The following is a 23,255-nucleotide window of genomic DNA, read 5'->3' as shown; positions in this document are numbered from 1 at the left end:
CAACTCGGGTTGAGCTCGCGCGAGCGCTCGCTCAAGGGCCCAGTATAGGTAGCCCGATCGTGCAGCGTTTTAGCCACAAACCACCCCATAGGGGCAGGATCAAGTTGACGCGGCCACCGCCGCCCCGGATACGGTCCGTAGCTGGCCTGCTAATCGGGCCACGCCCAGCGGCAACTCCGGCTCGGAGATGTCGGCCCTGCGCCGCCACCCCGCCAACCGGAAAAGCCGGTCGCCCTGCGAAAGGTTTACGTTTTGTCTGGCAGTAGACGCAGACTGACCACAGCAACCCTCGCAACCGCAATCATCGTCGGCGGCACCTCCCTCGGCCTGGTCAAGGTCGCTTCGCAGGAGGAGTCACTAGCATCGGTGCCCGTCGAGGAGGTCGAGGCCGAACCCAGCCCGATCGCGACGACCGAGCGCCCGGAGCCACCCGCGGCCCGCAGCCGCGAGCGTGAAAGCTCCCCGACACCCTCAGCAACGTCCCGCAGCTGCGGGGCCTCCTTCTATTGGGAGCCCCAGCCGACGGCGAGTGGCGAACGTTTCGACCCCGAGGCCATGACGGCCGCGCACAAGACGCTGCCATTCAACACCATGGTCCGGGTGACCAACCCCGGCAACGGAAAATCGGTCGTGGTCCGGATCAATGACCGCGGCCCATACATAGACGGGCGCTGCCTGGACCTGTCCCGGGGCGCCTTCCGGCAGATCGCCAACCTCGAAACCGGCGTGCTCAAGGTGGTCCACTACGAGGTGCTGGCCAGATAAGCGGCCCCGGGGCGGTCATCAGGTGCGTCAGCTGTTGAGCTGCCGGATGTGCTCGACGGCCTCCGGGTTCTGCGACTGCAGGCGGCCCGCCCACCCCGCGTTTTCCAGCGGATAGTGGTTCATCAGGATCAGCGTTTCGTCGGTGTTGGCCAGGTCATGGTAGGCCTCCTCGATGGCGGTGTGGATTTTGCCCGCCATCTTCGATTTGGCGTCGAGATCGGATAGCTCGGGCGCCTCCAGGAAGCACAGCGGCCGGACGGGCTCGGCCCCGATCCGGCCGTCCTGCGCGACGTTGCCGGGAGCATATTCGCGCAGCCAGATCCGGACGTCGGGCATCCGGTAGGCCTCGTCGATCGCACTGGTGATCTCGCGCATCATCTTCTGCTTGGCGTCGGGCTGGACCCCGGCGGGGGCCTCGATGAGAAACTGTGGCACGGATATTCCTTTCCTGTTCGCACTAGATACTTCCCAAAAGCAAGTGAGCTCTTTCTAACAGGAATCGCCCATGGTGTCAATCGGAAGCGACGATGGCTAGACTGCAACCGTGCCTAGGATTCGCCGGGTCGCTGACGGCTGTGGGATCGCGCACGCGCTGCACTTCGTGGGCGAGCGGTGGGCGCTGCTGATCGTGCGCGAGCTTCTGCTGGGCCCCAAACGGTTCACCGATCTGCAGGAGGGGCTGCCAGCCGCCGGGCCAAAGGTGCTTGCCCAGCGGCTGCGCGAGCTCGAAGACGCGGGCGTCGTGCGGCGCCGCACCCTGCCCCCGCCGGCGAGCTCCCATGTCTACGAGCTGACCGAGTGGGGTGCGCGGCTGGAGACGGTGGTCCTGGAGCTCGGCAGGTGGGGGGCGGCCTCACCCGCGCCGCTGGAGGGCGAGGTCGGCCCCGACTCGGCCATGCTGCGGCTGCGCACGTGCTTCGCCGCCAAGCCGGCCCGCAAGTGGACCGCCACCTATGAGATGCGCTTGGGCCGCAACCGGTTTGGCGTGCGCGTCGCCGACGGGCAGCTCGTCGAGATCTTCCGGGGCGAGCCGCCGCGCCCGGACGTGGTCATCGACACCGACTCCACCACGCTTGACCACATCATCGGCGGGGAGCAGACGCTGCAAAAGGCCGTCCGCGATGGCCGCGTCACCGTCACCGGCGAGGTCCGCGACCTGCAACGCCTGCTCGACGCCACGCACCCCTAGGCGGTCGGTGACTATCCTGCGCTTCCCGCCGATTCAGCGCCAGGGCTTTTTCTGGTACCGGATAAGGTCTTCGGAAATCAGTGGCGGGCCACGGTGAGCTGGATAGCATTCGGGGATGCGCTGGTCGAAGCTCCACATTCCCACGCTGCGCGAGGTGCCCGCGGGCGCCGACGCGGTCAGCCACCGGCTGCTGTTGCGGGCCGGATACATCCGCCAGCTGATGGCAGGGCATTACTGCCTGCTACCGCTCGCGATCCGGGTGCGAGCCAAGGTCATCCGGATTGTCCGCGAGGAGATGGAGCGGGCCGGTGCGCAGGAGTTCCTGATGCCGGCGATGCAGCCGCGCGAGTTGTGGGACAAGAGCGGGCGCTGGTCGTCGATCGGCGACGAGATGTTCCGGCTGCGCGACCGCAAGGGCGCCGAGCTGGCGCTTGGCATGACCCACGAGGAGGTCTTCACCGAGATCGCCGGCGAGCTGCGGTCCTACCGCGAGCTTCCGCAGATCTGGTACCAGTTCCAGACCAAGTTTCGCGATGAGCCCAGGCCCAAGAGCGGGCTGATGCGCGTGCGCGAGTTCACCATGAAGGACGCGTACAGCTTCGACCTTGACGAGTCCGGATTGGACAGTTCATTCGAGGCGCAGCGGGCCGCATATGCGCGCATTTTTGAGCGGCTGGGCATCCCGGCGATCGCGGTCGAGGCGTCCAGCGGCATCATGGGCGGCGGCCAGTCGGTCGAGTTCATGTGTCCCACCGACGCGGGTGAGGACCTGGTCGTCCACTGCACCTGCGGCTACGCCGCCAACATCGAGAAGGCCGCGTCGCGGCTCGCGCCCGTGTCGGATGAGCCCGGTTCGCTGGAGCCGTTCGACACGCCGGGTGCGCGCACCATTGAGGATCTCGCGCGCGACCACGGCTTCCCCGGCGACCGCCAGATCAAGACACTGGTCTATCTCGTGGACGACCGGCTGACGCTCGTGCTGCTGCGCGGCGACCACGCGCTGGTGGAGCAGAAGCTGGTGGACGCGCTCGGCGCGGTCGACCTGCGGCCGGCCCAGCCCGGCGAGATACAGGCGGCGTTGGGCGCGCTGCCCGGAAGCCTGGGCGCGGTCGGTGTCACCGACCTGCCCGTGGTCGCCGACGTCGCGCTGCAGGGACGGTTCGGCATGGCCACCGGCGCCAATCGCGACGGCGTGCACCTGCGGGGCGTCGACGTGGCGCGTGACATCGCCGTGGGTCGCTGGGCCGATCTGCGCGAGGTGACCGAGGGTGAGCCATGCCCCCGCTGCGGGCGGCCGCTGTGCCGCACCCGCACTGTCGAGATCGGACACATTTTCAAGCTGGGCAGACGCTACACCGAGACATTGGGCGTCACCGTGCTCGGCGCCGACGGCGAGCGGATCGCGCCGACGATGGGCTGCTACGGCATCGGCGTCGAGCGGGCGATGGCCGCCGTCATCGAGACTCACCATGACGAGCGCGGGATCGTCTGGCCGTGGGCCGTGGCACCGTTCCACGTCGCGATCGCTCAACTCGGGGCCGCGGCACACGTCAAAGATGCCGCCGACGAGCTCTACGAATCTCTGCACCGCAACGGGTTGGAGGTGCTCCTCGACGACCGCGCCGAGCGGCCCGGCGTGAAGTTCAGCGACATCGAGCTGATCGGCGTCCCGCTGCGGATCACGGTCAGCGAGCGCGGCCTGGCCGAAGGCACGGTCGAGGTGACCACCCGCGCGACCGGCCAGACCGAGCGCGTCCCGCTCGCCGACGCGGCCGCCCACGTGGCCCGGCATCACGGGCAAGGAGGCTGATAGGCGAGACCGGGGACATATCGTTCCCACTCCTCGACAGTGATCGCGTCACCGGCGTGACCGCAGATGTGGTCGATGGCCTGTAACGGATCGGTGTTCCACAGCCACACCGTCTTTTCCGTGCCGCCGGCGGCCAGTGTGCGCCCATCCGGGTGGAACGCCACGGTGTAAACCGCGCCGACGGGCACGCTCAGCACGGCCGTGGTCACCGGGCGGGCCCGATCGCGCAGATCCCACAGCCAAACGGTTTCGTCCGTGCTCCCGGCGGCGAGCGCGTTCCCGTCCGGCGTGAAGGCCAGCGTGTACACGTAATTGGCCGGGCCGCCCAGCGGCGGGCCTAGCATCACCGGCTTGGCACGGTCGGTCACGTCGAACAGCCGGAGAGTCTTGTCCGCGCTGCCGACCGCCAAGGTCCGTCCATCGGGGCTGAACGCCACGGCGAGCGCGTAGTGCTCCAGCGTTGCCACCGGTGGGCCGAGCGCGACCGGCCGGTCGGGCCGTGCCACATCCCACAGCCGGACGGTGTTGTCGATGCTGGCCGCGGCGAGGGTCTTCCCATCGGGGCTGAACGCCACGGTGACCACATAGGCACGGAAGTCGTCCACTGTGGACAGCAGGCGCAGGTTGGCCGGGTCGGAGGCGTCCCAGAAGCGCAGCGTGTTGTCGTCGCTGCCGGACGCCAGTGTGCGCCCATCGGGCGAGAACGCCACGGTCTCGACGAGCTTGGCATGCGCGGCAATCGGCGGGCCGATCGCCGACGGACGGCCGGCGTCGCTGACATCCCACTGCTGGATCGTTCCGTCCCTGCCGCCCACGGCAAGGACTCGGCCGGTGGGAGACACGGCTATGGCGGTGGAGACCCCACTCGGGTTGGTGATCGAGCCGCGGCGGGTGCGGCTTTGCGCGTCCCACAGTTGAGTTTCCGTTCCGGCGATGGCCAACATCGTGCCCTGCCGGTTGAAGGTGACGCCGTTGAGGATCCCGCCGTGCCCGCCAAGCGTCGGCCAGGGCCGATGCCAGATCCGCGCTATACCGTCCGCCGCGCTGCTGACCACGGATTTGTCGGCGCCGAACGCCACGGATGTCACGGGGCCGGGGTGGGGCAGCGACGCGGTGAGCCGCTGGGTGTTGAGGTCCCATATCCGGACCGCGTTGCTGGAACTGGCAAACGCGAGCGTGTCGCTGTCGGGGCCGAACAACACGGCGTTCACCCACCCGCCGCCGCCGGGAATGGGTTGTCCCCGGGGCGCGGGACGGACCGGATCGGCGATGTCCCACAGATACACCTGGCTGTCCGCGCTACCGGCAGCGAGCGTGCGCCCGTCGGGGCTGAACGCCACGGAGAAGACCGTCCGGGCCGGACCGGTCAGCGGGGCGCCGAGCGGTGTGGCGCGTTCGCGGTCCTGCAGACTCCACAGCCGGACGGTCTTGTCGTCACTGCCCGCGGCCAGGGTTTTGCCATCCGGGCTGAAGGTCACGGCCTGGATGTAACTACCCGCGCCCGCCAACGGCTGCCCAAGGGCCCTCGGCTGGTACGGCTGCGCGACATCCCATAGATGCACGTTGAAGTCACCGCTGCCTGCGGCCAGGGTTCGGCCATCGGGACTGAACGCCACCGAGTAGATCAGTGCCGTGGGCCCGATCAGGCGGACCATGAACGCGGGCTCCCGCGGGTCGGACAGGTCCCATAGATGCACGGTCTTGTCGCCGCTGCCCGCGGCGAGGATCCGCCCATCGGGACTGAACGCCAGCGAGTAGATCGTGTCTTCGGCCCCGCGCAACGGTGGCGCGAGCGACACGGGTTTCTTCGGCCGGGTGATGTCCCACAGGCGGATGGTGCGGTCAAGCCCGGCGGCGGCGAGTCTGCGCTTGTCCGGTGTCAGCGCGACCGCCTGCATCACACCGGGACCGCCGATCAATCGCGTCGCGGCTGGGGTCGCGGTCGCGTCCAGCAGAGCGGACGTCGCCTCGATCGTAGGCGTGAGGCGGTACGCGACGAGACTCAGCTGCGCCGCGAGCGCCACGTCCTTGTCCCGGATCCGGTCGGCCCGGCCCGCGATCAGCCGCGAGATCGCGGCATTGCGCTCCTTTATCACCTCACCGCGTTGCTGCAGCGCGAAGGCTCCCGCGCCGGTGGCCACCAGGAGCAGTGCCGCGAGGCCCGCGATCGTCTGGTAGAGCCGGGTCGTCTTGCGGCGCTCGTGGCGCAGGCTGGCCTGGATGAACTCGTGGGACAGCCCGGTGGGTGCGACGGCTCCCGGCTGGCGCGCGTGCTCCTTCGCCACGGCGAGCCGAGCACCCCGGTAGAGCGCCGCCGGATCGCGGTTTTCCCGTTCCCACCGGGCAGCGGCCTCGCCGACCTGTTGCGCGACAAGCAATCGCGCGCGATCCTCCTCGATCCACGTGCGCAGCCGTGGCCATGCTCTGATCAATGCCTCGTGGCTGATTTCGGCCGTATCCTGTTCGACCGTCACCAGCCGGTTTTCCACGAACAGCTCCAGCACGGGTGCGGCCTCCACGTCCTCGCCCAGCTCGGCAATGGGCACGGGCCGGCGCGAGTCGGCGGTGTCCTCTCCGACGATCACCATGCGGAGGAGCAAGGCGCGGGCGAGCGCCTGCTGCTGCGCGCTCAGGCTCTGGTACACCGTCTCCGCCGTCTGTGCCACGGCTCCGTGGATGCCGCCCACGGTCGTGTAGCTGGCGACCGTGAGACCTCGGCCGCGGCCGTTCTCCCACGTGGCAAGCAGCGCGTGCGACAGCAGCGGCAGGGCGCCGGCCTCGTAGTTGACCGCCATGCGGCGGTGCGCGGCCAGATCGCGCAGGCACAGCTCCACCAGCCCGTTCTCGATGTCCAGCTTCGCCTTGCGCGCGGGCTGTTCGATGACCGTGCGCAGTTCGGCCTCGGACATCGGGCCGACGACGATCTGCTGTTTCTGCGCGACGCGGACCAGTTCGGGATGGCTGAGCAGGCGGCCGTAGAAGTCGGCACGCAAACCGAGCACCACCGACCGCGGGCCGGGGGAACAGATCGCCGCGATGAAGGCGTCGCGCTCCGCGTCATCGGTGCACGCGGTGAAGATCTCCTCAAACTGGTCGACGATGAGCACACACGGCCGGTGTGACGCTGCGGCAAGGGCTTCGGTCATGGCGTGCACCGGATGGGGGCCCGGTGTGAACAGCACGCATTCGCCGGGTTCGAGCGCCGCGAGCAGACCGGCCCGCAACAGTGAGGACTTCCCCGCTCCGGAGGGCCCGACCACGAGCAACATGCCGAACTCAGCGCCGCCGTCCGGCCCGACCCGCTCGACCAGCTCTTTGGCCAACGCCTCACGGCCGAAGAACCACTCGGCGTCCTCGGCCTGGAAGCTCGCCAGCCCGCGATATGGCACAGGTGCGCTCGCCGGGCGCGGGCCGGGCAGCCGCCTGACCTGTCGCAGCGCGTCCTCCCACTGCCCCACCAGTACCGGATCGCTGATGCCACAGGCGTGAAGGATGCGGGCGAGCGCGTCCGGCGGCTTCATCGGCGGCAGGTGCCGCCCGCTGAAGTAGCCGCCCAGCGTGCTGGCCTGCAGTCCGGTCGACTTGGCGACGTCGCGCACCGTGAGACCCGCACGGACGCGCAGCGCCGAGAGGGCCGCCGCGAATTCCATGCGAGTAGCCATCTCCGGCACGCCGTCGCTCATGCTCAAGAGTCTGCGTCCACGCCACTCAATAAAGTGGCGTTGGTCGATTTCTCGACTGATCCTTGGCACAACAGCGCTTGTACGACTCTGTCCGGAGATCTCTCAACAGCGTCCGGCCTTGTCTGGGCTATTGCCCGGACTGTTCCATCGCGGTGCGGCACCGCCTTTGCTGTGAATGCCACCGCTGGCGACCCGCCAGTCCACACAGCAAGGAGGACCGATGAGCAACTTCCGAGCCGGCCGCCATGGAGCAAGGCTGCTCCTAGCCGGCTTGATGGCGCTAGCGCCGATGACCGCGTTGGCATCACCCGCCGCCGCGAGCCCCGAGCAGGCGGCTGCTTCAGACAACACGATCATGAACGGCTGGGGCTACGTCACCGAGGGCAACCTGCGCAAGGACCCCAACCTCAACGGAGAGAGGATCGTCACTATCTATAACCAGTGGGTCGACATCGTCTGCTGGATCGACGGCGGGAACAACGGTTTCGGTTCCAACCGCTGGTTCAAGACCAACTACTACAGCCACGTCGGCTATCTCAGCTCCGGCGTCGTAAGCAGCCAACCCGCCGTCGGCCACTGCTAGTCAGACAAGAGGAGAACACCATGCGAAAGACCATTTCCCGCTTCGCCCTGGCCGCCGTCGTGGGCGCCTCGGCGATCGCCGCCACCGCCGCACCGGCACAGGCCGCCACGATCATCGGTGGGATCAACGTGGATCGGCAGTGCAAGGTTCAGCACGGCTCCGCGTTTACGGCCGTCGTGCTCGATACCAGGAACGCCTATTCGTGGCGCTGCCACTACAGTGGCTACCTGTACGGCGTGGACATGAATTCCGCCTGCATCAACCAGTACGGCGGCGGGGCCTTCTCCGTGCTGCTCGACCCCGGCAACGCCTATTCGTGGCGCTGCGCACGTTAGCAAGGCAAGGTCGGTGCGGCCCGGGGCGAGCGCGGGCCGCACCTGACGGGCTCAGCAGGAGGAAACGGGGCGCAGGTCGGCGATCTGGCGCAGGTTCACGGTGACCGTGCCCTCGTCCGTGCGGATCCACACCGAGCCGGCCGGCGCGCCGTCAACCCAAGCGCCGCAAGCGCTTGCGCCCTGCGAATCGCGCACCTCGACCTGGTCCCCGCCCGCTGAACTCGGCCACCAGCCCGCGAGCGATGCCAGTACCATCAAGATAATGGCGGCGAAGGTCAGGCCGATGCCGCCCTTCAGCCGGCCGGGGGCGTTGTCGGGCAGTTGCTGCCCCTCGCCCATGAAGCCATAGAGCGGAAACGCCACGCTTCCCACCATCCACATGGACAGCAGCGATGTGCCGAACGCCAGGATGGACATGGCCGTCGACCACCACATCAGCCATTGCGGCCCGGCCGGGGTCTCGCCCATGCGCAGCACGCCACACAGGCCGATGAACCCCATCACGGCAAGCTGTATGTTGTGCCAGCCCTTGGCGGAGTCGATCATCGAGTCAGATTGCATGCGGTGATAATGGGGAACATGTGCCGAAGCATCAAGACGCTGCGCCCCCCGTTCGAAGAGGTCGTGACCGACGAGGACTACTACGCTGCCGCATTGCAGTACGTCCGCAAAGTGTCGGGTTTCCGCAAGCCCGCCGCCCACAACCAGGAGGCCTTCGACAGGGCCGTCGCCACCATCACCACCGCCACCGCCGAACTCATGTCCACCCTCCAAGTCCGCCGCTGACCCCTTCGGGTTGATCATGAAGTTGATGCCGCGACACACCGCCGAACATGGACGAAGTTCATGATCAACCGGAAGGGGCGGGTGGTTTGGGGGTGGATACGGGTTGGGTGTGGGCTCGCGTTGGGCGCGTTGACCGCGCTTGCCGGGCTCGCCTTGCTCGTCCTCGCCGTGCCGGTGTTGCTCGCCGGGCTGGTGTCCCCCAGCGCGGCCCGGCTGGCCGGGCGCGGCGCGAAAGGGTTGGCCGAGCTGGAACGCCTGCGGCTGGCCTACTTCATGCGCAGCGACAACTCGCGGGACTACACGGGCGACCGCGCCCTGGGCTACGTGGCGGCCCGGATCCCGCTTGGCCTGCTCGGCGGCATCGTGCTCATGCTCGGGGTCTATGGCGCGGGCGCGGGCGTGATGGTGATCACCCATTGGGGGACCGGACGCGAGGTCGACGGCATACCCCCAAGCCCGTTCAACATCGTCTACGTCGCGGTCGCCGGTGTGGTCCTGCTGTTTTTGGAGATCACCGGCATCGCGGGCGTGGCCGCGCTCGATCGCGCGCTCGCCCGGCGGTTTCTGGGCCCGAGCCCGCGCGAGCGGTTCGAGCGGCGGATCGCCGAACTGTCCGCGGCCCGGGCCGAGGTCGTGCAGGCGGTCAACGACGAACGGCGGCGCATCGAGCGAGACCTGCACGACGGCGTGCAGCAGCGGGTGGTCGCGCTGGGCATGCTGCTGGGCAGAGCCACACGGGCCTGGCGGGCGCTAGAGGAGGCCACGCGGCCCGGCAGTGAGCCGCGGCGGGAAGCAGGCCGAGGCGAGACGCCCGCGACCGTGACGCACCGCGGGCGGGAGCGCGACGCGGTCGCCGAACTGCTGCGGCAGGCGCATGAGGAGGCACAGCATGTGTTGAACGATCTGCGCGACGTGTCGTGGCGGATCTACCCGGCGGCGCTTGACGATGGCGGGCTTCCCGCGGCCCTGGAAAACGTGGCCGAGCGGGCCACCCTGCCGCTGAAGCTCCACTATGGACTGTCGCAACGGTTGCCCGGACCGATGGAAACGGCCGTCTACTTTGTCGTGTCGGAGGCGGTGACCAATGCCATCAAGCACGCACGGGCAAGCACCATCGGCGTCGAGGTGGATCGGCAGGGGGCCGGCATTCTGGTACGGGTGAGCGACGACGGTGTGGGCGGCGCCGATTCGTCCGGCAGCGGGCTGTCCGGGCTCGCCCGCCGCCTGGCCGCGCTCGACGGACAGTTGCATGTGGACAGTCCTGCGGGCGGTCCGACGACGATAACGGCGGTGCTGCCATGCGCGTGATCGTGGCCGAGGACTCGACGCTGCTGCGCGAGGGGCTCGTCCGCCTGCTCGCCGAGGAGGGTCACGAGGTTGTGGCCGCCGTGGGCGATGGCGAGGCGCTCGTGTCGGCGACGGCCCAGGACCGGCCCGACGTCGTGGTGACCGATGTGCGCATGCCGCCCACCCACACCGACGAGGGCCTGCGCGCGGCGTTGCGCATCCGGCAGCAGTGGCCCGAGATCGGGGTGCTCATCCTGTCGCAGTATGTCGAGAAGCGTTACGCCATCGAGCTTTTGGGCGCCGAGGGTGGCCGGGTAGGGTACCTGCTCAAAGATCGAGTGGTTCAGGTGGCGGATTTCTTAGAAGCTTTGGATCGAGTGGGTACCGGTGGAGCGGCCTTCGATCCGGAGGTGGTCCGGCAGTTGTTGGCCCGGACCACCCACACCGATCCGCTGGAGCGGTTGACCGCGCGCGAGCGTGATGTGCTTGGACACATGGCCCAGGGCTACACCAACGCGGCCATCGCCACGCGCCTGCACGTGTCGCAAAGCGCCGTCGAAAAGCACGTCAACGCGATCTTCGACAAGCTGGGCCTGTCACCGGCCAACGGCTACAGCCGGCGGGTGCTCGCCGTGCTGCGCTATCTGGGCACCTGACGCCGGCGCGCCAGCCGGACCGTGACGAACGCCAGCACGGCCAGCGCCGCGAGCGCGATGACCGCCTTCTGATACACGCCAACATATGTCTCGACGCGCCCCCAGTTTTCGCCGAGCAGGTACCCCGCCATGATGAACACGGTGTTCCACAGCAGGCTCCCCAGCCCGGTGTAGGCCAGGAACCGCGGCACCGGCATGCGCTCCACACCGGCCGGGACCGAGATGAGGCTGCGCACGATCGGCACGAACCGGCCGAAGAACACGGACTTGGCCCCGTGCCGGGCGAACCATGCCTCGGCGGCGTCCACATCGGACAGTTTGACCAGCGGGAGCCGGGCCGCGATGGCGCGCACCCGGGCACGGCCCAGCAGGGCGCCGAGATAGTAAAGCGCCAGTGCGCCGACGACCGAGCCGAGCGTGGTCCACACGATCGCGCCCGCCAGGCTGAGCTCGCCCCGGCTCGCGGTGAACCCGGCCATCGGCAGGATCACCTCGCTGGGCAGCGGCGGGAAGAGGTTTTCCAGTGCCACCGCCAATCCCGCGCCGGGACCGCCGAGCCGCTCCATCAGTTCGACCGCCCACCCGGCGAGGCCGCCGGTGGGCACGTTTTCTTCAACCATGCCGACGACGCTATGGATCACCGGGCGGTGCCACCATGAGGTGCACCGCCCGGTCCTCCTGTGGAAAACCACACTGCCCGCTACGGCCGAACCTCATAGGCGAGGTTGAATGCACTCTGCGCGACCCGGCGGAAGCGGGTGAAGCCCGCCCTCTCGGTCACCTCGCGGATCGCCGACTCCCCCGCCTGCGCGCCCAGGGCATAGCCGCCCTGCTGCGAAAGCGCGTTGGGCACGCACAGGAACGTGGAGCCGTTGTAGTAGGCCCGGCCCACCGGGTTGAAGTTGTCCTCGACCGCGTCGGCGGCGAACGGTTCCACCACCAGCCACGTGCCGTCGGGCGCCAGCGCCTGCCGGATCCACCGGGCGGCGCCGACCGGGTCGCCCATGTCGTGCAGGCAGTCGAACGTCGTCACGAGGTCGTACCCGGTACCCGTAAAGGTTTGCGCGGTGGCGACCTCGAAGCTCACCCGGTCGCCGAGCCCGGCCTCGGCGGTCTGCTTGCGCGCGAGCTCTATCGACTCGGCGTGGTAGTCGGAGCCGACGATGGTCGCGCTTGGGTAGGCCTGCGCGATGAGCCTCGACGTGGAGCCGAGCCCGCACCCGACGTCGGCCACCCGCCCACCCGCGGCGAGCTTCGCATCCACCCCCTCCAACGCCGGGATCCATTCCGGCACCAGCGAGGCGATGTAGCCCGGCCGATAGAACGCGTCGCACCCGACGAACACATCGTCGTTGTGCTCGTGCCAGGCGACGCCCACACCGGTCCGGAACGCCTCGGTGAGCTGTGGCTCGGCGCGAAGGTAGCCCAGGATGATGGTGAACGCGGCCGGCAGGTTCGGGCCGTTCGGGTCGGCCAGGCAGAACGCCTGCTCCTCGGTCAGCGAGAACTCACCGGTCGCCGGGTCATAGGTGACATAGCCGCCCGCCGCCTGACCGCGCAGCCACTCGGTGAGGTAACGTGGATGGCACCCGGTGCGCTCGGCGAGTTGCCCCGGCGTGGCCGGGCCCCGCGCGAGCTCACGATAGAGGCCGAGCCGGTGTCCAATCACGACCAAGCCCGCCGCGCCCGCGGCGCCGAAGTCGGTGACGAACCTGCCGAGGAACTCGTCCAGCTTATTCTTGTTCACTAGGGTCTCCCTCCCGATCCGGCCGGCGCACGCCGACCGGGATCAAGCGTCGGGGGGTCGGCTTTCACGGCGTTCGCACGTGCTTTCACGCGACTGACAGAGGGCGGCTGACACCAGGGGCGATGGACATCCGGATCGAACTGCTCGGGCCGCTGCGACTGCTGGTCGACGGCGTGGCCGTCGACGTGCGCGGGCAGAAGCGGCGGGCGGTGCTGGCGTTGCTCGCGATGGCCGAGGGCCGCACGGTCTCGGTCGATCACCTCGTGGACGCGCTTTGGCCGGGGGACGTGCCGGAGTCGGGGCGGCAGGCCCTGCACAGCCACGTGTTCCGGCTGCGCGGGCACCTGGGATCGGCGGCGGAACGGCTGCAGACCCGGCAAGACGGCTACCGGCTGGAGCTCGGACCCGACATGGCCGGGCGGGCGCGAGAGGAGGCCATCGGAGCTCGCGGTGGCGCACTCACGGCGGGGGGTCGCGGCGAGACGCCCGCCGCCGCGGATTACAGCCTGGATGTGGCGCGGGCACGAAAGCTGCTGGCGCACAAGGGCTATGACGCATTGCGCGAGGCGCATGCGCTATGGCGAGGGCCCGTTCTCGCCGATCTGACCGACATCGCGCCCATCGCCGCCACGGTGCAGGCCTACGCGGGGCTCTACCGCGACATCACCGACGCACTGGTCGCGGCCGGGATCGACGCGGGCCGCGCCGACCAGGTCGTGGGCCTGGCCGCCGAGTCACACGCCGCCGACCCGTTGCGCGAGCCCGCGGTCCTGCTCCTGATGCGCGCGCTGGCCGCGACCGGCCAGGCGTCCGAGGCGCTGCGCACCGGCCGGGACTACCGCAAACGGCTCGCCGACGAGGCGGGCCTCGACCCGTCACCCGCGCTCGACGAGCTGGTCCGCGAAATCGCAGCCGGCCAATCCCCCGCCAGGCTCGAAACAAAAGCCCCGACCCGGCTCTACGGCCGCGACGCGGACGTGACGGTGCTGCGCCGGATGCTCGCCGAGGAGCGCCTGGTGACGGTCGTCGGACCGGGCGGCGTCGGCAAGACCCGGATCGCCGTGGAGATCGCGGGCAGGAGTGACAACGCGACCGTGCTTCGGCTCGCGCCGATCTCCGGGCCCGCCGCCATCCCGCACGCGTTGGCGGAGGCACTCGGCCTGCCGGTCGTCCAGCGGGATGTGCTGTCGGCGTGCGTTGCCGTCCTCGCCGACCGCGCCGGGCTGCTGGTCATCGACAACTGCGAGCATCTGCTCGAAGCGGCCGGCGACCTCGTCGGCACGCTGCTTTCGTCGTGCCCCGAGCTGTCCGTGCTGGCGACCAGCCGGGAACCGCTCGGCCTGACCGCCGAGTGCGCCTACCGGTTGGCGCCACTCGCACTGCCGGCGCTGGAAAGGGACCACAGTGAAGTCCCGTCCGTCGCGGTCTTTCTCGACCGGGCCGGCCGGGTGCGCCCCGGATTCCGGTTCACGCCAACGGATCTGCGCCTGGTCGTCGACATCGTGCGGCGCCTCGACGGCATGCCGCTGGCCATCGAGCTCGCGGCCGGCCGGCTGTCCACGTTTTCGCTGGCCGACCTGCACACGCGGCTCGACCGTTCGCTCGACCTGTTGGGCGGACGGCCCAGCGGCGAGGCCCGGCATCGGACGCTGCGCGAAACCGTCGAGTGGTCCTATCGACTCCTGTCCACCGATGAGAAGAAGCTTTTCCGGTATCTCTCCGTCTTCGCCGACGGCGTCGACCTCGCCACGGCCGAGCAGCTGGGCACAGACATCGGCCTGCGCGCCGATCCGGGCAGTGTGGTCGCCCGCCTTGTCGACGCCTCCATGCTCGACGCGGATTTCGGGGCCGGCACCCGGTACCGCATGCTGGAAACGTTGCGTGACTTCGGCCTTGACCGGCTCGCGGCGGCCGGGGAGCGGGAGGCCGCGATAAAGCTCTTGCTGGGCTGGGCCGGCAGCTTGACGGCGTGGATCGGTGAAACGATGACGACCGAGCGCGAACCGGAGGCCGATGCCGTCCTGCGTCGCGAGCTGGCGAACCTGCGCGCCGCATGGCGGCTGGCCCGCGACCGGGGAGCGCTCGACGAAGCCGTCGCGATGGTCACGGGATTGTTCGACGCGGTGTCCTATCGCGACCTGATCGAGCTGCGCGACTGGGCCGAGGAGCTGGCCGACGATTCCGCGCTCGCCGGACATCCAAGGCAGACACTGGTTTTGGGCATCGCCGCCGAAGCCGCGTATCACCGTGGCGACTACGCGCGCACCGAGCGGCTCGCCCGCGCCGGACTGGAACGGTCCACAAACGACAGCGACAGATGGGTGTGCCTGCAGACGCTGTCCGTGGCGGATCTGGCCCGTGGTGCGCACGCCGACGTTGTCGAGCATGCCCTTGCCGCGACGGCGCTCATGCCGCACCCGCGAGAGGGTCTCGGCGTCGCCGCGCTCGCCACGGCCTACGCCGGAGACCTTGAGCAGGCGCGAGCGATGAACGAGCGCGGCCTCGCCGCGGCCAGGTCGCCGTCGATGCGCGCGTGGGGCGCCTACGTCGCGGGCGAAATCGAAAGCCTCGCGGGCCGCGGCGAGTCGGCCGAGGAACACTACCTGCGCGCCATCGAACTAGCCGGTACCTCGGGCGCGACCTTCCTGGCCGGCATCGCATCCGTCGGGCTGGTGTCGGTGCGTGCCCGCTGCGGCCGGGTCGGCGACGCGCTGCGCGGCTACCGCGAGGTGATCGATTACTTCGCGCGCACCGGCAACTGGACCCACCAGTGGACCACCCTGCGCAACCTCGCCGACCTGCTGCGCGGTCTCGGCGACGACGAACCGGCCGCGCTGATCGACGCCGCTGCCGACCAGGCTCCCGACGCGCCCGCGGTCGACAGCGCACGCAAGCCGCAACGCAACGTGCCGGCCCTCGGGCGAGACGCCGTGCTCCGAACAGCGCGGCGCGCTATCGACGACCATCAACGAAGGCTTCCTCGCTGACCCACTGCGCATAGGTATCTATGCCCATCGCCTCGATGACTCCCGCCGTCTGGGTGGTTTGGGCGGCGAGCGCACGCACCTTGCGCGCCAATGTGTCCGGGTCGAGCACGAGGTCGATCGCGAGCCGGTCGTCGGCGGTGACGACCGGATAGCCCGGGACAAACACCTCCAGCTTTTCGTTGAGCTCCCGCCATCGCCGTGCCCAGCGATCCGTGACCGCGCTGTACAGCAGCCGAGCGCCGGGCGGTGCCGCGCGGTCAAAGGCCGCCGTGGCCCACGCCGACACGGCTTGATGGTCGGGGTGGCCCGTGTTGCCGTCCGGCCCGAACGTGACCACCGTGTCCGGCCTGACCTCCTCCATCACCTCGCGAAGTCGCGCGGCCGCGTGCGGCACCGGCACGGCCGCACATGCGCCGTCGCGATAGTCAAGCCAGACGTGCTCGGTGACCCCGAGGATTTCCAGGCAGCGGGTCAACTCCACGGTTCGCGCGGCGGCGAGCCGATCGGGCGGCCAGCGTTGCGGGTCGGACGTGCCGTGCTCGCCGCGTGTGGCGGTCACGCACACGACCCGGGAGCCGCTGTCGCGGGCCATCGCCATGAGCCCGCCGGACAGGTACGCCTCATCGTCGGGATGTGCCCATATTCCAAGGATTGTGCTCATTGACCGAGCTTGACGGCCCGCGCTTGCACGGCGCTTTCACGCCCTATCCGGTTCTCGACAGAAGTCGATATTGGGATTGCCGGACCGTGGCAGCCGATCGTAGCGTTCTGGCCACACACGGCGATCTCCAAGAGAGGTATCAATGCCCCAGCTCGAAGCCCCACAGCTCGTCATCAACAGCCGGATGCTCTATTTCGGCTGGGTACCGGCCGACCCCGACGCGGTCGCGGCGCTGGTGCCGGCGGGCTTGAAGCCCATGGCCAACCGCCAGGTCTTCATGAACCAGTACGTCGTCGACTCGCCGGATCAGACCTCCGGCTTTGGCGCGTACTCCCTCACCTACATCGGCCCCGACCTGGAGGACGCCTACGCGCCCGACGGTGTCACCCCCGGGCGCTGGTGGACGCACTACTTCAACTCCAGCCCGGTGGTCCGCGAGTACGCCTCCGCCCGCGGCGTGCCGGCCAGCCCCGGCACGACCACCATTGAAGTCCACGGCAAGACCCTGACCGCGACCACCACCGCCGACGGCGTCCCGGTCATCCGCACGACCGTCCACGTCGGACAGAAGCTGGGCGATACCTCAAGCGGCCAACTGCGCTACCTGACCGAGGTGGGCGGGAAGTTCGTGGCGGGCAACTACCCGTTCGTGTCCGAGCCGGTCGCCGACTTCGAGGTGGTGTCGCTGGAGTTCCTCGACCCGGCCCACTCGGTGTACGCCCTGCGCCCGGCCGACCCGCTGCAGGTCACCTGGGGCTTCTACGCGCCGCGTGCCTCGTTCGCCTACCCCGGCGGCGAAGCCATACTGGACTGAGGATGGACGGACCCGAGATCTACGTGCGCAACGCCGGGCTGATGTGGCCGGCCCTGGGCGCGCACATCGCGCACGAAGACGACGACCTGGTGCGGTTTGAGCTGCCCCGGGTCGTCCGGGTCCTGATGCGGCGGCCCATGCCCGAGATGCCCGGCCACCGCGACCCGTCGCGGCCGGTGACCATCGAGGACCCATGGGCCGCCCGCCCGGTCGGCAGGCGGATGCCGGTGATGGACCGGGCACCCGGCCCTGTGCAGAGGGTGGACATACCGGGCGTCAACATCGGTGTCGTCAAGGACGCGGACGAGTTGGCCCAGGCCGAACGCGTGATGGTCGACGGGTTTCCGCTGCGGGCATATCAGCCACTTGAGCGCGGCGACGCGCTGCCCCCACGGGTGCTGAACGCTGACGGTTTGACCGTGTGGCTGGCCCGGCGGCACGGTGAACCGGCCGCGGCGGGCTTCACCTACGACGACGGCCTGGGGGTGGGCGTGTACTGGCTCGCGACCAGCCCCGCACACCGGTCGCACGGCCTGGGCCGCGCCGTGCTGACCGAAATGCTTGCCGCGCATCGGGATCGCACCGCCACACCGGTCGCGACCGAGGCGGGCCAACCGCTTTACCGCTCGCTCGGCTTCACGACTGTGAGCATCACAACCTGGGTCAGGCACGATCGGTGAACGGTAGCTAGAGTTTGATGGGTGCGACCCCTCGTGCTGTTGTGTGCTACCGCTGTCGTCCTGTCCGTGACCGCTGCCTCGTGCGAAGAGGCCCCCGACGTGAGCCTGGCCAAGGTGAGCCGCACGACGGTGAGCGAGGTGGTGGAGGCGCCCGCCTCGGTGACGGCCAAGGGCGCGGCCACCGTGAGCTCGCCCGCCAACGGCACCCTGGCCACGCTGACCGTCGTGGCCGGCCAAAAGGTCGAGATTGGACAGACGATCGGGGTGATCGACTCGCCCGAGGCGCAGACGCGGTTGGCCCAGGCCACGGCCGCACTGGAGGCTTCGACAAAGGGCACCGGCTCCACGAAAGTCAACCTCGGTGGCACCCAAAAGCGGCTCGACGCGGCCGCGGCCGGCGCGTTTGCCCAGGCCAAGGACGCGGCCGCGAAGATACCCGACCCGGCGCAGCAGGCGGCCGTGCTCGCCCACATCGCGTCTGCCGAGGCCGGCTATGCGGCGGTGTCGGAGACCGCGTGGCAGGCGATCCGCAGCGTCGAGCGGGGCCTCGCCTCGGTGGGCCAGGCGATGCGCGCGCTCGGTGCGGCACAGCAGATGCAGGCGCAGCAGGCCTACGATCTGGCGAAGTCCACAGTGGACGCGCTGACGCTGAGGGCGCCCATCGCCGGGGTCGTCCAGCTGGGCGGCACCTCATCGGCCACGCCAAGCGTGCCAAGCGATCTGTCGAGCCTGCTGGGCGGGCTCTCGCCAAACGCGCCCGCGCCGCAAAGCCAAGCCGGGGTGACGACGAACATCTCGGTCGGCTCGCCGGTCAGCAACGGCACGGCCATCGCCACGATTGTGGACGTTTCGGAGCTCGGGCTGGTGGCCGACGTCGACGAGACCGACGTGCTGCTGGTCAAGGAGGGCATCAAGGCCGAGGCCGAGCTCGACGCGGCGCCCGGCGTCATGCTCGCCGCCACGGTGACCGCGATCGATGTGCTGCCGACCGCGAACAGCCGGGGCGCGGTGGCGTACAAGGTGCATCTGGTTTTGGAAAAAGCCAACCTCAATCCGCGCCCGGGGATGAGCGCGCTGGTGCGGCTGCGCGTGCGAGAGGCGGCGGAGACCATCGCGGTCCCGGCGGCGGCCGTGTTCAGCTCCAACGGGCAAGACACGGTGTGGGTGCGCGCGGCCGACGGCAAGGCCGTGCGGCGCCCGGTCAAGGTGGGTGTGGCAGGCCGCGACCTGCTGCAGATCACCGACGGGCTGGGCGAGGGCGACACCATCGTGGTCAAGGGCGCCGACAAGGTGCACGAGGGAGACCAGCTCCCGTGATCGAGGCCGAGGATGTCACGCGCAGCTACGAGCTCGACGGCGTGACCGTGGCCGCCCTGCGCGGCGTGTCGCTCAACATCCGGCAGGGCGACTACGTGGCGATCATCGGGCCGTCGGGGTCGGGCAAATCGACGCTGATGCACCTGCTGGGCGCGCTTGACCGCCCGACAACCGGCCGGCTGCTCATCGACGGCAAGGACGTCACGGCCCTGTCCGCGCCCGAAATGGCCAAGCTGCGCAACGAAACCATCGGCTTCGTGTTCCAGTCGTTTCACCTGCTGCCGCGCACCAGCGCCGTGGACAACGTCGCCCTTCCCTTGGTGTACCGGGGACTCGGCGCACGCGACAGGCGCAGACACGCCGCCGCGACCCTCGAACGGGTCGGGCTCGGGCATCGCCTCGGCCACCGGCCCAACCAGATGTCCGGCGGCGAGCAGCAGCGGGTGGCGATCGCCCGCGCGCTGGTCACCTCGCCCAAGGTGCTGCTGGCCGACGAGCCGACCGGCAACCTCGACAGCGCGACCGGCGTCGCCGTGCTCGACCTGCTGGAGCGGCTCAACACCGACGACAACGTGGCGCTGGTGTTGGTGACGCACGACCGTGACGTGGCCGCGCGAGCGCACCGCCAGATCGCCATGCGGGATGGGGTAATAGTCCAATGAGACTCGCGGAGGCCTGGCGGGTGGCGCTGGATGCGTTGCGCGCCAATCGCATGCGCAGCGGGCTCACGATGCTCGGCATGGTCATCGGGGTCGCGGCGGTCGTCGTGCTCGTGGCGCTGGGCACCGGCACCAAGGAGACGGTCGAGGCCCAGGTCGAGGGGTTGGGTTCCAACCTGCTGATCGTGGTGCCGGGCCAGGTCAACTTCAGCTCCGCGCCCACACTGTCCAGGATGGACAATTCCGACCTGGAAGCGATGGTCAAGGTAGTCGGCGACCGCGACCGCATCACCGCGTCGCTCACCTCGGGTGAAAATGTGCGCGCGGGCAGCAACACCGCCTTCACCACCGTCAACGGGGTGATGGAGTCCACGCCCAAGGTGTTCCTGCGCGACCTGGGCACGGGCATCTACCTCTCCCGCACCGACGTCGACACCGGCCGGCGCGTCGCCGTGCTCGGATCGCTTGTGGCGCAGCGTCTCTTCGGCGAGCGCGACGCGGTCGGGCAGCAGGTGACGATCGCGGGCGTGCGCTTCCGCGTGGTGGGCGTGTTCGCCCCGCTCGGTCAGAGCCTGGGCGTCGACCGCGACAACGAGGTGCACATCCCGATCACGACCGCGCAGCGGCTGTTCGGCACCGGCCGGGTCGATGCGTTCGCGGTCAAGGCGCCCGACCGCGAGACCATCGATCAGCTGGGCGACCAGATGCTGGCCGAGTTGCGGCGCAGGCACCCCGACACGGAGTTCAGCGCGGTCACGCAGGAGCAGATCCTGGGCGTGCTCGGCGACATCCTCGGCATCCTGACCACGGTGCTCGCGGCCATCGCGGGCATCTCACTGCTCGTGGGCGGCGTCGGCGTGTCCAACATCATGCTCGTGTCGGTGCGCGAGCGCACGCGCGAAATCGGTCTGCGCAAGGCGGTCGGGGCGCGCCCGCGCGACATCGGCCTGCAGTTCCTGCTGGAGGCCGTGCTGCTCACCAGCGTGGGCGGGCTCGCGGGTATGGGCCTCGGCGTGGCCGCGTCCCTGCTCACCGCCGCGCTGACTCCCGTCCCCGCGACCATCACGTGGTGGTCGATGGCCTTGGCGTTCGGCGTCTCGGCGGGTGTCGGCATCATCTTCGGTGTGGTGCCCGCCCAGCGCGCTGGCCGCCTCGACCCCGTCGTCGCATTGCGCACCGACTAGCGCTGCGGCAGCCCAAGGGAAGGGCCCAATTACCCGGTGTGCCGATTGCTCTGTCGTACCTCGACGGTGGCACCCAGCGGATCAGCCGGTGGTCCTAATGTTGCGGACGCGTTCGCCCTATCGGTGAACATTCGAATGAATTAAAATGTCGCCATGTTGCGGGCTTTCTTTGGACGACACAAGTCCGCGTCGACCTGGGCGAGAAACATCATCCACGATGCCGCGGCGGCGCTTGACCTCAAGATAATGACGATTCACGTCCCGGCGCAGTACGAGTCCTACGGCACCCTGGGCGACATGGTCCGGGTCGAGCGGCCGGACATCCTCATCATGACCCGAGCGTTTCAGCACGAGGTCGACACGATCGAGGACGAGCTGCGCGCGGTCCACCTGATCCGAGACCCGCGCGACATCATCGTGTCGGGCTACTTCAGCCACCGCAACAGCCATCCCGAGGTGTTCGGCGGCATCGCGTGGCCCGAGCTCATCGAGCACCGCAAGGTCCTCAAGTCGGTGGACAAGGACGCGGGCCTCGAAGCCGAGATCGAGTTCAGCGACGTGGTGCTGGAGGGCATGTCCACCTGGAATTATCACCAGCCCGGCGTGCTTGAGGTCAAAATGGAGGATCTCATCACCGACCAGGCCAAACTGTGGGCGGTGCTGTTCTCCCACTATGAAATGCTGGATCCTGAGGGTACCGGCGGCGAGCGCGTCAAAATGGCCAAAGTCAAATGGAACCTGGCCGTCCGCCGGGGCAAGCCGCGCACGCTCGCGCTCATGCGCAAGGCGCTGCCCCGCTTCCCGCTGGACCGGCTGCCCCACGCCTACATCGACAACGTGCTCGACCGCTTCTCGTTCACCAATCTGTCCAAGTCCGACCGCAAGCCCGGCGAGGTCGACGAGCACAACCACTATCGCAAGGGCGTGGCCCGCGACTGGGAGAACCATTTGACGCCAAGGCATCTGGAGCTCATCCACGAGCGCTACGGCGACCTTGTCGAGCGGCTGGGCTACCACTGATCGCTGCCACGCCCGGTGCGACGGCTTGATCGTTGTCGCGGAGTCGGGAAAGCGCTTGCCGCTACTCGGGATGCGACATCGATCAAGGGTCCGCATCACGCGTGACAACGATCAACCCGGCACCACACGCAGTGCGGCCTCCGCGGCGTCCAAAGCGGATCGGCATTCGTCCGCGGTCTCGGCGACCGCCGTGGCGAAGGCCATGCGCCCGGTTAGCGTGCCCTCGGGCGGCGGGGACTTGATGACGCCCGGCTTGGCGAGCACGGCCAGCGTGTCGATCGCCGCCGGGCGTGGGCCGGCAAACTCGAAACTTATCCCCTCTATGCGCGTGTCCACTTCGGACGGATAGAAGAAGCGCACCGCCGCGACCAGTTTTTCCGAGCGCGTGATCTGCGGAATGCGGTCGCACGCCACGGCGGCCGCGGCCAGAGCCGTGTCCACACCCGTCGCCCGCAGCCCCAGATATGGGATCATGTCGCCGCCGAGCCGCCCGTTCACCTCGATCACCTTCGGGCCGTCGGCCGTCATCATGATTTCGGTGTGCGTCACGCCATCGGTGAAGCCCAGCGCGCGATGCGTGTCGTGCAGCAGCCGGATCAGCACCGGGTCCTGCAGCAGCGGGTCGTCCGCGTGCACATAGTGCCCCACCTCGATGCAGTAGGGCGGGAACCCGATTTCCTTGCGCGCCAAGCACAGCGGCATGATCTCGCCCCGCCGGACCGCAGTGTCCACACTGATCTCGTACCCCTCGGCGAACTCCTCCAGCAGGATGGTCGGCCGCCAGCTCGGGATGCTGCTGTATTTCAGCGCGCTCACGTGGTCGAACGCTCCGGCCAGCTGCTCGGCGGTGTCCACTTTGACCACTCCGGCGCTCAGGGCCAGATCTGTGGGCTTGATTATCACCGGGTACCCGAAACGGCCCGCGGTCACCAGGGCGTCCGGCAGCGTGTCGACCCGCTGCGATCGCGGTTGCGCCACCCCCGCGGCCGCGAGCGCCTGCCGGGTCAGGTGCTTGTCGCGGCAGCGCGCCACCGCGGCCGGGTCGCCCGGGAGCCCGAGCGCGGCCGCGACCTCCGTTGCCTGCATGATGCG

20 protein-coding genes and 2 pseudogenes are annotated in these 23,255 nt (G+C 69.2%); 15 read left to right on the top strand and 7 right to left on the bottom strand.

The window, feature by feature from the left end:
* Nucleotides 1–252: 252 nt before the first annotated feature.
* Nucleotides 253–765 carry a septal ring lytic transglycosylase RlpA family protein gene (locus tag DM816_RS21735; RefSeq protein WP_211588795.1) on the top strand — a complete coding sequence of 171 codons (513 nt, stop codon included), beginning with the start codon at nt 253–255 and terminating at the stop codon, nt 763–765.
* Nucleotides 766–792: 27 nt separating this feature from the next.
* On the opposite strand, the gene DM816_RS21730 is transcribed toward DM816_RS21735, so the two are convergent.
* Nucleotides 793–1,200 carry a tautomerase family protein gene (locus tag DM816_RS21730; protein WP_117212175.1) on the bottom strand — a complete coding sequence of 136 codons (408 nt, stop codon included), beginning with the start codon at nt 1,198–1,200 and terminating at the stop codon, nt 793–795.
* A 109-nt stretch (nt 1,201–1,309) separates the two neighbouring features.
* Here DM816_RS21730 and DM816_RS21725 point away from each other — a divergent pair, with 109 nt between their 5' ends.
* A complete protein-coding gene (locus DM816_RS21725) occupies nt 1,310–1,954 on the top strand; it encodes a winged helix-turn-helix transcriptional regulator (RefSeq protein ID WP_117212174.1) in 645 nt (214 codons plus the stop codon).
* A gap of 115 nt (nt 1,955–2,069) precedes the next feature.
* On the top strand, nt 2,070–3,764 hold the full coding sequence (locus DM816_RS21720) for a proline--tRNA ligase (RefSeq protein WP_117212173.1): 1,695 nt from the start codon (nt 2,070–2,072) through the stop codon (nt 3,762–3,764).
* Here DM816_RS21720 and DM816_RS21715 read toward each other — a convergent pair.
* A complete protein-coding gene (locus DM816_RS21715) occupies nt 3,746–7,447 on the bottom strand; it encodes an nSTAND1 domain-containing NTPase (protein ID WP_117212172.1) in 3,702 nt (1,233 codons plus the stop codon). The genes DM816_RS21720 and DM816_RS21715 overlap by 19 nt on opposite strands.
* Before the next feature lie 220 nt (nt 7,448–7,667).
* On the opposite strand from DM816_RS21715, the gene DM816_RS21710 reads away from it, so the two are divergent.
* Entirely contained in the window at nt 7,668–8,030 is a 363-nt protein-coding gene (locus DM816_RS21710) for a hypothetical protein (protein WP_162907688.1), read from the top strand.
* 20 nt (nt 8,031–8,050) lie between these two features.
* A complete protein-coding gene (locus DM816_RS21705; protein WP_117212170.1) occupies nt 8,051–8,365 on the top strand; it encodes a hypothetical protein in 315 nt (104 codons plus the stop codon).
* Nucleotides 8,366–8,416: 51 nt separating this feature from the next.
* Here the strand turns inward: DM816_RS21705 and DM816_RS21700 are convergent, their stop codons facing one another.
* Nucleotides 8,417–8,911 carry a hypothetical protein gene (locus tag DM816_RS21700; protein WP_162907687.1) on the bottom strand — a complete coding sequence of 165 codons (495 nt, stop codon included), beginning with the start codon at nt 8,909–8,911 and terminating at the stop codon, nt 8,417–8,419.
* 33 nt (nt 8,912–8,944) lie between these two features.
* Between DM816_RS21700 and DM816_RS21695 the strand changes: the two genes are divergently transcribed.
* From DM816_RS21695 to DM816_RS21685, 3 genes are read left to right on the top strand one after another with little or no spacing between them, the layout of a single operon-like run.
* Nucleotides 8,945–9,151 carry a DUF2277 domain-containing protein gene (locus tag DM816_RS21695; protein WP_117212183.1) on the top strand — a complete coding sequence of 69 codons (207 nt, stop codon included), beginning with the start codon at nt 8,945–8,947 and terminating at the stop codon, nt 9,149–9,151.
* Between the two features lie 60 nt (nt 9,152–9,211).
* Nucleotides 9,212–10,459, top strand: a complete 1,248-nt coding sequence (locus tag DM816_RS21690; protein WP_117212168.1) for a sensor histidine kinase — start codon at nt 9,212–9,214, stop codon at nt 10,457–10,459.
* The gene (locus tag DM816_RS21685) at nt 10,450–11,094 is read left to right on the top strand and encodes a response regulator (RefSeq protein ID WP_117212167.1); all 645 of its coding nucleotides are present in this window, start codon (nt 10,450–10,452) and stop codon (nt 11,092–11,094) included. Before DM816_RS21690 ends, DM816_RS21685 begins: the two co-directional genes overlap by 10 nt.
* On the opposite strand, the pseudogene DM816_RS21680 reads toward DM816_RS21685, so the two are convergent.
* Together DM816_RS21680 and DM816_RS21675 are read right to left on the bottom strand one after the other, a co-directional pair.
* Nucleotides 11,094–11,714: pseudogene (locus tag DM816_RS21680) on the bottom strand (DedA family protein); the annotation flags it as partial. The gene DM816_RS21685 and the pseudogene DM816_RS21680 sit on opposite strands and share 1 nt — an antisense overlap.
* Before the next feature lie 80 nt (nt 11,715–11,794).
* Entirely contained in the window at nt 11,795–12,841 is a 1,047-nt protein-coding gene (locus DM816_RS21675) for a class I SAM-dependent methyltransferase (protein WP_117212166.1), read from the bottom strand.
* Nucleotides 12,842–12,963: 122 nt separating this feature from the next.
* Between DM816_RS21675 and DM816_RS21670 the strand changes: the two genes are divergently transcribed.
* Nucleotides 12,964–15,828: an AfsR/SARP family transcriptional regulator gene (locus DM816_RS21670; RefSeq protein ID WP_117212165.1), complete on the top strand. Its 2,865-nt coding sequence runs from the start codon at nt 12,964–12,966 to the stop codon at nt 15,826–15,828.
* On the opposite strand, the gene DM816_RS21665 is transcribed toward DM816_RS21670, so the two are convergent.
* Entirely contained in the window at nt 15,794–16,489 is a 696-nt protein-coding gene (locus DM816_RS21665; RefSeq protein WP_117212164.1) for a PIG-L deacetylase family protein, read from the bottom strand. The genes DM816_RS21670 and DM816_RS21665 overlap by 35 nt on opposite strands.
* Nucleotides 16,490–16,631: 142 nt before the next feature.
* Between DM816_RS21665 and DM816_RS21660 the strand changes: the two genes are divergently transcribed.
* The 6 genes and pseudogenes from DM816_RS21660 to DM816_RS21635 all read left to right on the top strand — a co-directional run bounded on the left by DM816_RS21660 (nt 16,632) and on the right by DM816_RS21635 (nt 22,163).
* Nucleotides 16,632–17,303 carry an acetoacetate decarboxylase family protein gene (locus DM816_RS21660; protein ID WP_117212163.1) on the top strand — a complete coding sequence of 224 codons (672 nt, stop codon included), beginning with the start codon at nt 16,632–16,634 and terminating at the stop codon, nt 17,301–17,303.
* Between the two features lie 2 nt (nt 17,304–17,305).
* Complete coding sequence (locus DM816_RS21655; RefSeq protein ID WP_117212162.1) at nt 17,306–17,983, top strand: GNAT family N-acetyltransferase; 678 nt, start codon at nt 17,306–17,308, stop codon at nt 17,981–17,983.
* Between the two features lie 21 nt (nt 17,984–18,004).
* The gene (locus DM816_RS21650) at nt 18,005–19,300 is read left to right on the top strand and encodes an efflux RND transporter periplasmic adaptor subunit (RefSeq protein WP_117212161.1); all 1,296 of its coding nucleotides are present in this window, start codon (nt 18,005–18,007) and stop codon (nt 19,298–19,300) included.
* Nucleotides 19,297–19,956 (top strand): annotated as a pseudogene (locus tag DM816_RS21645) (ABC transporter ATP-binding protein); the annotation flags it as partial. The gene DM816_RS21650 and the pseudogene DM816_RS21645, both read left to right, overlap by 4 nt.
* Nucleotides 19,957–19,958: 2 nt before the next feature.
* Entirely contained in the window at nt 19,959–21,143 is a 1,185-nt protein-coding gene (locus tag DM816_RS21640; RefSeq protein WP_117212159.1) for an ABC transporter permease, read from the top strand.
* A gap of 153 nt (nt 21,144–21,296) precedes the next feature.
* The gene (locus DM816_RS21635) at nt 21,297–22,163 is read left to right on the top strand and encodes a sulfotransferase family protein (RefSeq protein WP_117212158.1); all 867 of its coding nucleotides are present in this window, start codon (nt 21,297–21,299) and stop codon (nt 22,161–22,163) included.
* A gap of 111 nt (nt 22,164–22,274) precedes the next feature.
* On the opposite strand, the gene DM816_RS21630 is transcribed toward DM816_RS21635, so the two are convergent.
* Nucleotides 22,275–23,255, bottom strand: a 981-nt coding sequence (locus DM816_RS21630) for an ATP-grasp domain-containing protein (RefSeq protein ID WP_117212157.1), incomplete at its 5' end; no start/stop codon positions are given.

Origin of the sequence: Allorhizocola rhizosphaerae, from assembly GCF_003426775.1 — a bacterium.
Taxonomy (GTDB): Bacteria; Actinomycetota; Actinomycetes; order Mycobacteriales; family Micromonosporaceae; genus Allorhizocola; species Allorhizocola rhizosphaerae.
The sequence above is the reverse complement of the archived record's forward strand: the minus strand, read 5'-3'. Positions and strand labels throughout refer to the sequence as shown.

Coding starts and splice junctions, on each gene's coding strand:
- DM816_RS21720 (WP_117212173.1), top strand. CDS start 2,070: ATGCGCTGGTCGAAGCTCCACATTCCCACGCTGCGCGAGGTGCCCGCG.
- DM816_RS21715 (WP_117212172.1), bottom strand. CDS start 7,447: ATGAGCGACGGCGTGCCGGAGATGGCTACTCGCATGGAATTCGCGGCG.
- DM816_RS21710 (WP_162907688.1), top strand. CDS start 7,668: ATGAGCAACTTCCGAGCCGGCCGCCATGGAGCAAGGCTGCTCCTAGCC.
- DM816_RS21705 (WP_117212170.1), top strand. CDS start 8,051: ATGCGAAAGACCATTTCCCGCTTCGCCCTGGCCGCCGTCGTGGGCGCC.
- DM816_RS21700 (WP_162907687.1), bottom strand. CDS start 8,911: ATGATCGACTCCGCCAAGGGCTGGCACAACATACAGCTTGCCGTGATG.
- DM816_RS21695 (WP_117212183.1), top strand. CDS start 8,945: ATGTGCCGAAGCATCAAGACGCTGCGCCCCCCGTTCGAAGAGGTCGTG.
- DM816_RS21690 (WP_117212168.1), top strand. CDS start 9,212: ATGATCAACCGGAAGGGGCGGGTGGTTTGGGGGTGGATACGGGTTGGG.
- DM816_RS21685 (WP_117212167.1), top strand. CDS start 10,450: ATGCGCGTGATCGTGGCCGAGGACTCGACGCTGCTGCGCGAGGGGCTC.
- DM816_RS21670 (WP_117212165.1), top strand. CDS start 12,964: ATGGACATCCGGATCGAACTGCTCGGGCCGCTGCGACTGCTGGTCGAC.
- DM816_RS21665 (WP_117212164.1), bottom strand. CDS start 16,489: ATGAGCACAATCCTTGGAATATGGGCACATCCCGACGATGAGGCGTAC.
- DM816_RS21660 (WP_117212163.1), top strand. CDS start 16,632: ATGCCCCAGCTCGAAGCCCCACAGCTCGTCATCAACAGCCGGATGCTC.
- DM816_RS21655 (WP_117212162.1), top strand. CDS start 17,306: ATGGACGGACCCGAGATCTACGTGCGCAACGCCGGGCTGATGTGGCCG.
- DM816_RS21640 (WP_117212159.1), top strand. CDS start 19,959: ATGAGACTCGCGGAGGCCTGGCGGGTGGCGCTGGATGCGTTGCGCGCC.
- DM816_RS21635 (WP_117212158.1), top strand. CDS start 21,297: ATGTTGCGGGCTTTCTTTGGACGACACAAGTCCGCGTCGACCTGGGCG.